General features: G+C 71.7%; 10 protein-coding genes. 3 read left to right on the plus strand and 7 right to left on the minus strand.

From position 1 onward, the window contains the following. Nucleotides 1–74 precede the first annotated feature (74 nt). The 4 genes from CS0771_RS26950 to CS0771_RS26965 all read right to left on the minus strand — a co-directional run bounded on the left by CS0771_RS26950 (nt 75) and on the right by CS0771_RS26965 (nt 4,797). Complete coding sequence (locus CS0771_RS26950) at nt 75–545, minus strand: potassium channel family protein (RefSeq protein WP_212843608.1); 471 nt, start codon at nt 543–545, stop codon at nt 75–77. Between the two features lie 996 nt (nt 546–1,541). Continuing rightward, complete coding sequence (locus CS0771_RS26955; RefSeq protein WP_244871051.1) at nt 1,542–3,098, minus strand: CotH kinase family protein; 1,557 nt, start codon at nt 3,096–3,098, stop codon at nt 1,542–1,544. 65 nt (nt 3,099–3,163) lie between these two features. Continuing rightward, nucleotides 3,164–3,841 (minus strand): DUF4956 domain-containing protein, encoded by a 678-nt coding sequence (locus CS0771_RS26960; protein ID WP_212843610.1) that lies wholly within the window; start codon nt 3,839–3,841, stop codon nt 3,164–3,166. Then, on the minus strand, nt 3,838–4,797 hold the full coding sequence (locus tag CS0771_RS26965; protein ID WP_212843611.1) for a polyphosphate polymerase domain-containing protein: 960 nt from the start codon (nt 4,795–4,797) through the stop codon (nt 3,838–3,840). The genes CS0771_RS26960 and CS0771_RS26965 overlap by 4 nt, the downstream gene beginning before the upstream one ends. A gap of 256 nt (nt 4,798–5,053) precedes the next feature. Between CS0771_RS26965 and CS0771_RS26970 the strand changes: the two genes are divergently transcribed. Together CS0771_RS26970 and CS0771_RS26975 are read left to right on the plus strand one after the other, a co-directional pair. Next, nucleotides 5,054–5,755 carry a response regulator transcription factor gene (locus tag CS0771_RS26970; protein ID WP_212843612.1) on the plus strand — a complete coding sequence of 234 codons (702 nt, stop codon included), beginning with the start codon at nt 5,054–5,056 and terminating at the stop codon, nt 5,753–5,755. Further along, a complete protein-coding gene (locus CS0771_RS26975; protein WP_212843613.1) occupies nt 5,752–7,110 on the plus strand; it encodes a HAMP domain-containing sensor histidine kinase in 1,359 nt (452 codons plus the stop codon). Before CS0771_RS26970 ends, CS0771_RS26975 begins: the two co-directional genes overlap by 4 nt. 75 nt (nt 7,111–7,185) lie before the next feature. On the opposite strand, the gene CS0771_RS26980 is transcribed toward CS0771_RS26975, so the two are convergent. From CS0771_RS26980 to CS0771_RS26990, 3 genes are all read right to left on the minus strand, one after another. Beyond that, nucleotides 7,186–8,226 (minus strand): peptidyl-alpha-hydroxyglycine alpha-amidating lyase family protein, encoded by a 1,041-nt coding sequence (locus CS0771_RS26980; protein WP_371821595.1) that lies wholly within the window; start codon nt 8,224–8,226, stop codon nt 7,186–7,188. Between the two features lie 281 nt (nt 8,227–8,507). Then, the gene (locus tag CS0771_RS39310; protein ID WP_212843615.1) at nt 8,508–10,667 is read right to left on the minus strand and encodes an MMPL family transporter; all 2,160 of its coding nucleotides are present in this window, start codon (nt 10,665–10,667) and stop codon (nt 8,508–8,510) included. Between the two features lie 79 nt (nt 10,668–10,746). Next, on the minus strand, nt 10,747–11,787 hold the full coding sequence (locus tag CS0771_RS26990) for a glycosyltransferase (protein ID WP_212843616.1): 1,041 nt from the start codon (nt 11,785–11,787) through the stop codon (nt 10,747–10,749). Between the two features lie 419 nt (nt 11,788–12,206). On the opposite strand from CS0771_RS26990, the gene CS0771_RS26995 reads away from it, so the two are divergent. Further along, entirely contained in the window at nt 12,207–12,821 is a 615-nt protein-coding gene (locus CS0771_RS26995; protein ID WP_212843617.1) for a TetR/AcrR family transcriptional regulator, read from the plus strand. Nucleotides 12,822–12,934: the final 113 nt, after the last annotated feature.

Raw genomic sequence — 12,934 nt, forward strand, 5'->3', positions numbered from 1 at the left:
CGCGTCGGCGAGGCCCGCTCGGAAGCGACGGCGGACCCAGGCACACGCACTGTCGCTGGTCCACGCTTTGACTGCTACGGGGATTTGCGCCCATGCGGGCTGCTCTGGCCGTGTCTGCGCCTGCGGCGCCGGGCGGCGACTTCCATGCGCCGCAGGCGCGTGTCGATGTCCACCAGCCGCCTGAAGATCGACTCCTGGATGTCCTCGATCTCGCGCTGCTCGGACTCGATGCGTTCCTCCTCTGCACCGACCTCCCCGACGACGATCGCGGAGGCGGCCACGGCCGTCAGAAACGCGATGGAGCCGATGCCGACGAACATCAGCACCACGCCGACCGCCCGCCCGGCCGCGGATGCGGGCACGACATCGCCGTATCCGACGGTCGTGACGGTGCTGGCCGCCCACCACAAAGCCACCCACAGGTCGGGGAAACGCTGCGGGTCCGTCCGGGTCACCAGCACCGCACCGGATGTCACCACCGCCGCCGAGACTCCGGCGACCAGCGCCAGGGCCTGCGCCCAGGAAAGGTGGCCGCGGTGGCGCACAGCGCAGCGGCCCGGCCCTGGCCGGCGACAGCCGCGTACTCCCCCGCTTGATGGCGGTCATGGCGCCATCTGATCACGCGCCAGCACTCTGCGGCAGGGCCCAAGGTCCCCTTTCCGCAGGTGACCGGGTGGCCGCGGTCCTCGGCGCCGACCATGCCGCGCGGCAGCCGCGCTGGCCGCGTGGACCACTATACGGGAGATTTGGAGCATTTGTAGGGTTTCTTCTGATTCGTTCCTAAGGTTGACCGCAGCCGGGAGACGCCCGGCGGCATCCTGAACAGGGGCAGCCCATGTTTGAAACACCACAGGGAACCCTCGACGGCACGTCGTGGCAGACCGCGCCATGCCCGCGTCGCTACAGCGCGGCACCACCGCGCGTTTCGCGTGGAAGTGGAGCGACGCCGGGTCGGGGGCGCACGAGGACGTGGCGATCTGGCGGCCCGAGCCCGAGGACGGCTGGTATGTGCTCGGCGACTACGCCCAAGGCGACTACACCAAGCCGGTCACGTCCGCGATCACCGTGCGGCAGGTGGGCGAGTCCGACACGCCGCTGCTGCGACCGCCGGTCGGCTTCCGCCGGATGTGGACGGACCAGGGCGCGGTGAGGTGCTGCAACTACGGCCGTACCTGTCCGGGTACGGCACCGGCGGCACGTTCACCACGGCGGCCGTCAGCACATTCGGCGGGGCGCTGTGAGCCGGGCTGGAAAGCGACGAGGCGGTATGTGAGGCTGCTTACCATTATCGACCGGACAACGAGCTCACCGCCGGTCGTCGATCTCTGCCACCGCTTGAGCAGCTGCAGGCCACGTGCTTGCCGCACCCCATCGCGCCAGGTGACCGGGCAGCTTACCGGTGCGACACGGCTCGCCCGCCGAACGGACTCAACACCTCGGCCGCCCGGCAGCCGGCTACGGAAAGGCCGTCGGCGCAGAGCACGACAAACGCCGAGGCGACGTCGTTGTGACGGTCGCCTCGGCGTTAGGCGCCGCCTCGGTCAGCCTTTGATCACTTCGTCCTCGGCCAGGGCCTCGGCTCGTTGCCGGACCGTGCTGCGCAGCTTCTCGACGTCGGTTTTGACAGCGGCAGCGTCAGTTCCCTGCACTGCGCCGAGCGTGGTCGTGATCTGGTCGAGGGCCTTCTCGGCCGCCTTGTCGGCGTAGATCTTGCCGTAGAGCTCGCGGTATGCATCCTCGTAGACCTTCTTGAACGCGTTCGACGCCAAGAACCGCTCCTTGAGTTTGTTGCCGCCCATCATCGCGCCGCGCCCGGCGCCGGGCCCCCCGCCTGCTGGAGGGTTGAACCCTTCTGGCAACTGCATGCCCTCCGGCAATTCCATGCCCTCGGGCGGCTGGAACGCCCCACCACCGGCAAAGCCGCCCAGACCGCCTATGGACATGGTGTCGTGGGGACCGGCCGTGGCGCTGCCGCTGAAGGTCAGGTTGTGGTCCCAGCTGATGACCTGGAACTTCCTGGTGTCGAGGTTGTACCACAGGTAGTAGTTCTTGCCCGGACCCGACATGTCGTCGAAGTTCAGCAGCAGGTTCTGCAGGGCCAGGTAATCGGCGAACGACTCGATGTCGACATGATCGCCCAGATGGTCGTCGAAGTCGGCGGCGGAGGCCTCGTTGGCCCACTTCACCAGATCGATGACCGGCGCGAGGTCATGGCTGCCCTTGTTGTTGACCTGCTTGAAGTCGTCGGCGTATGCGGTCGGGTCCTCGCCCTGGTAGGTGAACTGCCCGGTCGCCAGCGACTTGTAGAGCACGCCGTTGCCGAGCCGGTCGGCGAAGTCCTCGTCCGGATGCTCGACCAGCAGCCGAGCCTTGACCGGGCGTCCGCCGACCTCGAAAGCGGCGTAGGAGTAGCGCTGCACGGGCTGCCCCGCGGCCTGAGCGACCGCGAGCGAGACCGCCTCGTTGACCACGGCGGAGCCGCCGCCCATACCCGACACCCGCACTGCGACCTCGCTGCGACCCTGGTAACGGCGGCCTGCGGCGAACTCGTTAAAGCTCAGCAGCCACGGCAGTTCTTCGGGCTTGGCGCTGTCCAGGCTCGTACGCCCGAACCCGCCGGGCCCGCCACCCATCATTGCGCCAGGCGGCTGCGGCAAGGCGCCTTCGGGCATGCCGGGGAATCCGCCGCCGGGCCAGCCGCCCGGACCGCCTTCCCCGTCTCCGAACAGCGACCTGGTCCTGCCTTCGTGGGTGACGCCGGACAGGGTCGAGTTGCCCTTGAGCCGGATGCCGACGTCGCGGATCAGGGTGCCGTCGATCGTGGCGTCGGCGCGCACGTACTCCTTCTCCCCCGTTGCCATGTACTCGTCGAACATGCGCTGGTAGTCCGCCTCGGCGTAGGCGATCGTCACCGTGTGCGCGACGGTAGCGTCGAACAGGTCGACGGTGCCCTCGATGTTCTGGACCACCTCGTCGTGCTTGCCGGAGGCCTGGCTGGTCACGATGGGCGCGATGCGCACGTTGCCGGCGACCACGACCAGCGCGGCGACCACGGCCACGCAGGTGGCCAGCAGTTTCCAGTAGTGGCGCACGCGCACCGGGATGCGGTGCCTGAGCCGGGCCCGCAGCGGGGCTGCGGGCTCCGATGGGGGGTTGGCTGCCATCACAGGTCCGTCTGGTCGTACCCGGTGAGCACCGTCACCCGCTGGCCCGCGGTGAGCCGGCTCAGCGCGCTGATCAGGTCGCCGGGCTCGCTGCCCTTCTTCAGCCGGACGGTGTAGATCAGCTCCGTGAGCGCCCCACCGCGGATCGACTCCATGCTCACCAGCTCGAACTCGGTGGTGTGCGCGATCAGCGCGTCGGTGATCGCCGCCGTGTAGTCGCCGTCCGGCGGGACCTGGACCTTGACGACCTGCCGCTGCACGGACAGCTGGAACCAGGAGAACCGGAACATCACGAAGATGACCAGGCAGATCGACACCGTCGCAACGACGGCGAGGCTGTAGAACCGGGTGCCCACGGCCATGCCGACGCCCATGACCAGGAAGATGAATCCGACGTCGCGGGTCTCCTTGATGGCGTTGCGGAACCGGACCACCGACAACGCACCGACCAGAGCGAACGCGCGGGCGATGTTCGAACCGACGACCAGCATGATCAGCGAGACGAGCATGCCGAGGATGACGAGGGTCTGCACGTAGGACTGGCTGTAGGACACGTTGCGGTGGGTGGCCCGGTACACCCAGCCGATGACCGCGCTGAGCAGGAACGCCAGCGCCATCGACAGGACGATGTCGGTGACGCTGAACGTGCCGGTGAGGTCCTGGAGTTCGAAGTTCATCGGGTTGCTTTCGTGATCAGCGCCGGTGCGTCCGCAACGGCGGGTTCCGAGAGGGTCAGGTCGTCGGTGCATTCGGCCGGGGCGGTGCCCTCGGCGTCGTGGTCGGGGATGTGGAACAGCGAGCGCGGTGCCCGGCCGAACGCCTCGACGCTCTGGCAGTACTTCGAGACCCGCACGACGTTCAGCTCGGCGCGGGCGGCCAGGTCGGTCAGCCAGTACGGGACGCGGTCGTTGGCCTTGACCTCCAGGACCGACAGCGACGCCGGGATGATCAGCCGGTTCTCCGCGTCGGACCCGAGGTGGAACTCGCGGTCGCGGCCGCGTACCCGGTGGTCGAGGGTGACCCGCAGGCCGAGGTCGGCGTCGCGGCCGACGTAGGCCTCGCGCTGGTAGCCGGTCATCGCGACGGGGCGCAGATCGAGTCCCTGGACCAGGCCGAGGACCTCCTGGACGAAGCCGGTCTGGCCGGGCTGGTGCCGGACCATCTGCCGCCCGTCGCACAGCAGCCGCACGTCGGCGTACGGCATCGCGACGCGGCGCTTCTGGGTGACCCGGTTGACCCGCTGCTTGATCTCGACGTACACGGTGGTGTCGTCGTCGATGGTGGTCCGGTCGCCGTAGTGGCGCACCCGCAGCTTGCGCCGGAACCGCAGGCCCTCGATCTTCTCCCAGTAGAAGCGCAGCAGGCGGGTGTCGTAGTAGACGCTCCACACGCCGTATCCGCCGTCGGTGGCGTGGCTGTCCAGGTCGAGGCGTGCGCGCAGCTCGTCGCGGATCGCCGCCAGGCGCCCGGTCGGCACCAGGTACTTGATCTCGTACCGGTTGAACGCGTGCAGCGGGCTCGGGGCGCGCAGCGCGTGGCCGGTCCGGTCGTCGGCCGTTCCGCCGGGGACGGGACGGGACGGTCCGCCGCCCTTGTCCGGTCCTGTCGGCGCTGAGCGCGGGCGCAGTCGCATTCGCGTACCATTTCTCTCGCTCCGGATGCTGCCCGCCGCTGCAGGTGAACGGCGGCTGACTCCCGGATTGACCAGGGGTGAACAGGGATCAGCGTCGCGGGTGAATCTAAGAAACCCCGGTATAGGGCCTAAGAACTCTTTAAGAAGTGGACACAGCCCCCGGAACGGCCCGAACACCGTGACGGCCGGCGGCGGCCCGGCTAAGAATTGGCTAAGAGAACCGCAGGTCGGCGGGGTCGGTCCCTATCGTGGTCGCATGACAGCGGGTAGCGATGTACTGGTCGCCGACGACGACGCGTCCGTCCGTCAGGCTCTCGACCGGGCCCTGAGGCTGGAGGGCTACACCGTCCATCTGGCCGCCGACGGGGCGCAGGCCCTGGCCAAGACCCGCGAGCTGCAGCCCGACCTGCTGCTGCTCGACGTCATGATGCCGGTCCTGAACGGCTTGGACGCCTGCCGCCGGCTGCGTGGCGCCGCCGACCGCACTCCGGTGCTGATGCTCACAGCCCGTGACGCCGTCGCCGACCGGGTTGCCGGTCTGGATGCCGGTGCCGACGACTACCTCGTCAAGCCGTTCGCGCTGCAGGAGCTGCTCGCCCGGGTGCGGGCCCTGCTGCGGCGCACCGCCCCGCCTGCCGCCGCCGGCGACGTGCTGCGCCTCGGTGACCTGACGCTCAACCGCGCCACCCGGCAGGTGGATCGCGGCGGCCGCCCCATCGAGCTGACCCGCACCGAGTTCAGCCTGCTGGAGACGCTGCTCGAACACCAGGGCCGGGTGCTGTCCCGCTCCCAGCTGTTCGAGCACGTCTGGGGATTCGACCTCAACCAGTCCTCCAACAGCCTCGACGTGTACATCGGCTACCTGCGCCGCAAGCTCGAAGCCGGTGACCGCCCGCGCCTGCTGCACACCATCCGCGGCGTCGGATTCGTGCTCCGCACCGGTGAGCAGCGCCCGTGACCGGCAGACCGTCGCTGAGCAACCGGCTGACCCTCATCGCCGCCGCGGCCGTCGTCGCCGTCGCCGTCGCCGTCGGCGTCCTGGCGCTGCTGGCCCTGCACCAGACCCTCATCTCGCAGACCGACCGGGAACTGCAGGTGGTCGCCGGCGGGCCGCTCGGCGACCTGACCCCCGCCATCGCCGCGGGCATCCCGCCGAACCCGCTGGACGCCGAGGAGGACCTGCGCGTGCAGATCCGCTTCCCCGCGAGGACGATCACCGTGCCGCGCGACAGCACCCCGCTGCCGTGGACCGCCGACGACGAAGCGGTGCAGGCCGGCACGCGCCCGCGCAGCGTGTACACCGCCGACACCGACCAGGGCCGCTTCCGGGTGCTGACGTTCGCGGGCCCCCACGGGCAGACCATCCAGCTGGCCCGCTCCCTGGCGGGAGCCGACGCCACCGTCCAGCGGTTCGGCACGCTCATCGCGGCGCTGATCGCCGCCGCGGCCGCGGCAGCCGCCATCGCCGGACGGCTGGTCGCCCGCGCCGGGTTGCGGCCGGTCGGGCAGCTCACCGCGGCGGCCACCCGAGTCGCCGAGACCCGTGACCTGAGCAGCCCCATCCCCGCCGACGGCCACGACGAGATCGCCCGGCTCGGGCAGGCGTTCAACCACATGCTCGCCCGGCTCGGCGACGCCCAGCAGCAGCAGCGGGACCTGATCGAGGACGCCGCCCACGAACTGCGCACCCCCATGGCCAGCATGCGCACCAACGTCGAGGTCCTCATCCGCTCCGGCGAGCGCCTCACCGACGCGGATCGGGCGGCCCTGCTGTCCGACCTCGACGTGCAGAGCGTCGAACTGGCCGACCTCGTCGCCAACCTCGTCGACCTTGCCCGCTCGCGCTCCACCGACGAACCCATCACCGACGTCGACCTCACCGACCTGGCCGAGTCGTCGATCAGCCTCGCCGAGGCCCACTTCCCGCAGACCCGGTTCCGGCTGCGCGCACCGGACAGCGTCACCGCACGCGTACGGCAGGCGGCCCTGCAGCGGGCGATCGTCAACCTGCTCGACAACGCCGCCAAGTTCGGTTCTGCGGACCAGACCGTGGAACTGGAGGTGAGCGTCGACTCCGGCACCCCGCGCACGGCCCACATCAGCGTCCTGGACCGCAACCCCGTCATCCCTGCCGGCGAACGCGAAAGGATCTTCCAGCGGTTCCACCGCCTGGACACCTCCCGCGCCGTTCCCGGCTCGGGTCTGGGCCTGGCCATCGTGGCGCAGGCTGTCGCGGCCCACAACGGCACCGTCGCCGTCGACCCGAGGCCGGGCGGCGGCAACCGGTTCCGGATCGCGATACCGGCCGAGTAGGAAACCGGCGCCCTGGTCGGGCGTGGTGCGCCCCCCGTGCGGCACCTCGTGCGCCGACGATGTGGGACCCGAGCGTCACGGTCTCGGAGACCACCGCCACAGCGGCGGGCCGGTCAGCGCGGCGACGTACAGCTCCCCGCCGCTGCCGACGGCGAGCTGGTGGGGGTCGGCGTGCTGGTCGCGCAGGGCCCATCGGCGGGTCACGGTGCCGTCGGCGGCCAGTGCGACCACGTAGGCGCGGCGCTGCCCGTCGGGTTCGTCGAGTGCGTCGCCGCCGTCCAGGGCCAGCAGCGTGCCGTCGGCGGTGAAGGCGACGTCGAACGGGCGTCCGAGTGGTGCGGAGGTGTGGGTGGCCAGGTGCCGGCCGTCGGGTGTGAACAGCTGCACGCGGGCATTGCGGCGGTCGGCGACGGCGACCGTGCCGTCGGCGCGGATGGCGATGCCGTGGGGGATGCTGAACTCGCCTGCGGCGTCGCCGAGGTCGCCCCACGCGTGGACGAACGATCCGTGGGCGTCGAATCGGGCCACGCGGGAGTTGCGGTAGCCGTCGGCGACATACGCCCGGTTGTCGGCGGTGACGGTGACGTCGGTGGGACGGGCGAAGGTGTAGGGGTCCCCCGTGCACGGCAGGTTGGTCAGCTCGTTGCGTACGGCCAGGCAGGTGTCCAGTCCCGGGCGGTAGTCGTGGCCGATGGTGCGCCGGGGTCGGCCGTGGCGGTCGAAGACGGTGACCTGGTTGGTCATGACGTCGGTGGTCCACACGTCGCCGGCCGGGTCTACCGAGACGGCGTGGGGAGAGCGGAACAGCCCGGCGCCCCAGGAGCGGCGCACCTGGCCGGTGCCGGGGTCCAGAGCGAGCAGCGGGTCGGTCGTCATGAGCGGCGCTGATGCGAATGGTGCGCCGGCACGGTGCAGCAGGATGACTTCGCCGTCCGTGGAGACGGCGACGCCGGTGCCTCCGGCGGCCTGTGACGGCAGGTCGCCCCAGGGGTCGAGTACGTCACCGTCGGCGGTGGTGCGGCTGGCACCGTCGTCGACGAGCAATGCCTGCGGCGGGCTACCGCGCAGCACGAGTCCGGTCACGGCCAGGGCGGCTGCCGGCGCGGCGAGCAGCAGCGAGCGGCGTGCCCATGCCCGACGCCGTGGCGCGGGCGTTTGGGCGGGTGGTGTCACCGGCGAGTCATGGTGCTGGGTGGGCACGTCGGGGCCTTCCTTCTGCGGCGTGCCGGGTATGGCGTCCGGCGACAGTTCATCGTCGCGGTGTGGGGGCCCAAGTCCCATTGGGGGAATCCCGGAAGCCGACCCGAAGTCGGGTGGGGTCCGCGAGCGGCCGCTGGACCAGGGAAGTCCGGGATGCGACGTAGGGGGTGGCCTTCGTGCCACCCCCCCAGAAAACCTCAGTGCTCCGCGAGCGCGACGTGCGGCAGGCGGCGCTCGAGCCGGCGCGGCAGCCACCAGGCTCGTTCGCCGAGCAGTTCCAGGACTGCCGGGGCGAGCACGAGCCGGACCAGGGTGACGTCGACGAGCACGGCGGTGGCGAGGCCGAGGCCGATCATCTTGACCTCCGTCTCGCCGTCGGCCACGAAGCCGACGAAGACGAGGGTCATGATGGCGCCCGCGGTGCCGATGAGCCCGGCGGTGCGGCCGACGGCGCGGGCGACGCCGCTCCCCGCGGCGCCGCGCTGCCGCTCCTCACGGACGGCCGACAGCAGGAACACGTTGTAGTCCATGCTGAGCCCGAACAGGATGGCGAACATCAGCATCGGCACGAAGGAGACGATCGGCTGCTCCGCGACTCCCAGCAGGCTGGTTCCCCAGGAGGTCTGGAACGCCAGGGTGACCACACCGTAGGCCGCGCCGATGGAGAGCAGGTTCAGCACGGCGCTGACGACCGGCAGCAGCACGGAGCGGAAGACGATGCCCAGCAGGACCAGCGACAGGCCGATGACCACTGCCAGCAGCAGCCAGAGGCGGTCGGAGACACGGGTGGCGAGGTCGTCGAAGGTGGCGGTCATGCCGCCGACGTACGCCCGGGCTCCGGTGCCCTGCAGCGCGGTGGGCGCGACCTGGTCCCGCAGGGACTGGACGAGGTCGGACGTCGCCCGGTCCTGGGGTGCGCTGTCCGGGATCACGGTCAGCACCGCGGTGTCGCCGGCGGGGTTGACCTGTGCGGGGGTGACGGCGGCGACGTCGCCGGTGCCGCCGATCGCGGTGCTCAGCTGCTGCAGCGCGGCCTGGCGGTCGGTGGTCTGCCGCAGGTCCACGGCGACCAGCAGCGGCCCGTTGAAGCCGGGCCCGAAGCCCTCGGCGAGGCGGTCGTAGGCCACGCGCATGGTGTCGCCGGCGGGCCGGGTGCCGTCGTCGGGCTGTCCGAGCTGGAGGTCGAGCGTGGGTGCGGCGAGGGACAGCAGGGCCACGGTGACCGCGGTGGCCCACAGGGCGGGGCGCCGGGCGACGGCGGCGGCCAGCCTGGCGGCCACGGACCGGCGTTCGGTCGGTCCGCCGCCGGCCGCCGGGTGCGGTGCGGTCGCGGGTGCCGGCAGGGCCCGTTCCGCCCGCGGCAGCACGCGCCGGCCGGCGAGCCGCAGCAGGGCGGGTACTAGGGTGACGGCGGTCATCGCCGCGACGGCGACCACGAGCGCGGCGGCCATGCCCATGCGCCCGATCACCGGGATGCCGGTGACGTATAGGCCGCAGATGCTGATGACCACGATGGCACCGGCGGTGAGCACCGAGACGCCGATGGTGCCGTTGGCGTTGGCGGCGGCGCGGACCGGGTCGTCGCCTGTTCGCAGCCGGTCGCGGAACCGGGCGACGACGAACAGTGCGTAGTCGACGCCGGCGCCGAGGCCCAGCATCACCGCGATGGTCGGTGCGACGTTGGGCACGTCGATGAACCCGGAGATTACGGTGAGCGACACCATGCCGATCATCAGGGCGAGCACGGCGGCGCCGAGGGTGACCGCCGTCGCGGCGAACGACCGGAACAGCAGGTTGACCAGGATGAGCGCGGCGATCAGGCCGACGACCTCGCCGATGGGCGCGGTGCGCTGGCGGAGCTGGTTCACCACCGGGCCGCGCAGGGACGTCTCCAGCCCGGCGTCGGCGGCCACGGTCTGCGCTTGCGTCAGCCGGTCGAGGTTCGCCTTCTCCAGGTCGGCGGCGACCTTGGTGTACTGCACCGTGGTGAAGGCGATCCGCCCGTCCGGGGAGACCTGCAACGGGGTCACGGTCGCGACGTCGGGTTGGGTGCGGACCCGGGCAAGGACCTGCTCGACCGCGGCCCGGCCCCGGTCATCGGGCAGGTTCAGCGTGCCGGGGCCCGCCTGCTGCGCGAACACGAGGGTGGCCGTGTCCCCGGCCTGCGCGGCAAACCGGTCCCCGACCAGGTCCGCAGCGTCCTGCGAGCCGGTGCCCGGCAGCCGGACACCGTCGGTGAAGCCGGCGCCGACACCGCCGGCCGCTCCGCCGAGCACGAGCAGCAGCAGTACGAAGCCCACGATCACGCGGACCGGATGGCGGGCAGCGGAGCCGCCCAACCGAAACAACCAGGACATTTGATCTCCGAATGCAGGGTATGTAGGGCGTGGATCGTCCGGTGATCCCGGCCGGATCCCGACCGGGACGGGCTGAAAGTCAGGGCCGGCGAGCGGCCAGGCGGTCGAACACCGCGACCGCGGCGCCGACGCCGCCCTCCGCGCGAACCCGCGTGCCGAGGTCGGCGGCCCGGCGGCGCATCGCGTCGTCCGCGGTGACCGCCCGCAGGGCGGCCGCCAGCCGCGCCGAGGTCAGCCGGCGCCGGGCGACGGGCGCCGGGCCTGCCCCGAGCGCCGCGACCCGCGCTCCCCAGAACGGCTGGTCGACACCGAACGGCACGACGGCCTGCGGAATGCCGGCGGCGAACCCCGCGCCGGTGGTGCCGGCGCCGCCGTGGTGGACCACTGCGGCGCAACGGGGCAGCAGCCAGTCGTGGGGGGCCTCGTCGAGGACGAGGATGTCGTCGGCGAGGTCGGCCGGCTGCTGCAGGCCGCCCCAGCCCGACAGCAGGACCGCGCGTACGCCCGCCTGCCGGACGGCGCGGACGACGAGCTCGGTGAGCGCCACCGGATCCCCGCCCGCCATGCTGCCGAAGCCGATGCAGACCGGGGCCGGGCCCGCGTCGAGGAAACGCAGCAGCGCCGGCGGCGGTGCCCAGTCGTCCCGGGCGGGCAGCATCCAGTATCCGGTGACGTGCCGGTCCGGTCCCCACTCGGGCGCGTCCGGAACGACGTGCCGGCTGTAGCCGTAGACGGACGGCAGACCGCGGCGGGGGTCGCGCTTCGGGTCGGCTTGCGCGGACAGTCCGAGCACGTCCGTGCGGACCTTGCGGGTGGCCGGGGCGAACGGCATCCGCAGCGCAGCGGCGGTGAGCCGATGGCCCAGGCGGGTGCCGAACCCGCCGGGGCCGGTCAGGCGCGGGGTGAGGACTCCGGGGAAGGCGGCCGTGGGCGGTCCCAGCGGCTGCAGGTGCGACTCGACGAACGGCACGCCGAGCTTCTCGGCGACGGGCAGGCCGGCCACCATCCCGCCGACGCCGCCGGTGATGAGGTCGGCGTCGGCGCAGGCGGCGAGCATGTCCGCGGCGGGCCGGACCACCAGGTCGGCGGTGTGCTCCCGCATGAGCCGGGTACGCCGCATGGGGCTCATCTCGGCGACGCCTGCGGCCGAGCGTGCGGCCTGTTCGGCGCTGCCGGAGATCGCGACGACGTCGATGCCGTACGCCCGCAGCCGCGGGGCGAAGTCCTCCGGCGCGAGCAGGCGTACGTCGTGGCCCGCTCGGTGGAGCCCGCGCGCCAGGGCGGCGTAGGGCTGGATCCCCCGCGGGTGTCCATGGCGATGACGGCGATGTGCACGGTGCGGTCCTTTCGTCGGTCGGGGTCGGGCGCGGTCCCCGCCGGGTTGCGCAGGGTCGTGCGGAGTGGCGGTCAGGGCAGCATGAGGCTGGGGACGCCGGCCGTCCCGATGCTTCAAGCGCGCGATTAAAACACATGCTTTACTCAAGCGATTGAGTAAAGCCCGGTAGTCGACCGATGTCAAGCGGATGCTTGAATACAGTCATGAGGGACACTCCGAGCCGACTGCGCGAAGCGGCCGAACGGCTGCTCGCCGAGCGTGGCGCCGCCCGGATATCGCTGCGTGACATCACCGACGCCGCGGGGGCCAACGTCGCCTCGGTCGGCTACCACTTCGGCTCCAAGGACGCCCTGCTCGACGACGTCGTCCGCAGTTCCCTCACCGAGATGTACGACCAGCAGAGGGCCCGATTGGCGCAGCTGCCCGACGACGCAGGGCTCGAAGACCTGGTCCGCGCGTGGATCCTGCCCACCTTCGCCACCCACGCCGAGCAGGACGAAACGCAGCGCCGACGCTCGCGGATCCTGCAGGACGCACTCAACCAACCCTCCCCCGCCATCACCGCGCTGCTCGCCGAGATGGCCGCACCCGTGCAGCGGCAACTGCTCGACCGCATCAGCCGCCACGTGCCCCACGTGCCCCAGGACGAGCTGCGGCTGCGGCACACCGCGGTGCTCGCCGCCCTGGGCGCGCTCGGCAGCGACGCATTCGCCACAATGCTCGCGGGCGTCGAACCAGACCGGCTCGCCGACCAGCTCGTCGCCTGGATCCTCGGCGGTCTCACGGCCGAGCCCGCCGGACCACGGCAGACCTCCTGACCGCGTGCCGCGGCGACTTCGCCCGGCCAGGCCGGTCACCGATCGGCGGCTCTGGTGGCGCAGTCGACGAACGCCCGAACCAGAGCCGACATATCCTGGCCGGTCGCGGCGAC

This window comes from Catellatospora sp. IY07-71 (assembly GCF_018326265.1).
Classification (GTDB): Bacteria; Actinomycetota; Actinomycetes; order Mycobacteriales; family Micromonosporaceae; genus Catellatospora.

Excerpts from the sequence above, each read along its gene's own strand:
- CS0771_RS26970 (WP_212843612.1), top strand. The coding sequence starts at position 5,054 with ATGACAGCGGGTAGCGATGTACTGGTCGCCGACGACGACGCGTCCGTC.
- CS0771_RS26960 (WP_212843610.1), bottom strand. The coding sequence starts at position 3,841 with ATGAACTTCGAACTCCAGGACCTCACCGGCACGTTCAGCGTCACCGAC.
- CS0771_RS26965 (WP_212843611.1), bottom strand. The coding sequence starts at position 4,797 with ATGCGACTGCGCCCGCGCTCAGCGCCGACAGGACCGGACAAGGGCGGC.
- CS0771_RS26995 (WP_212843617.1), top strand. The coding sequence starts at position 12,207 with ATGAGGGACACTCCGAGCCGACTGCGCGAAGCGGCCGAACGGCTGCTC.
- CS0771_RS26990 (WP_212843616.1), bottom strand. The coding sequence starts at position 11,787 with ATGCGGCGTACCCGGCTCATGCGGGAGCACACCGCCGACCTGGTGGTC.
- CS0771_RS39310 (WP_212843615.1), bottom strand. The coding sequence starts at position 10,667 with ATGTCCTGGTTGTTTCGGTTGGGCGGCTCCGCTGCCCGCCATCCGGTC.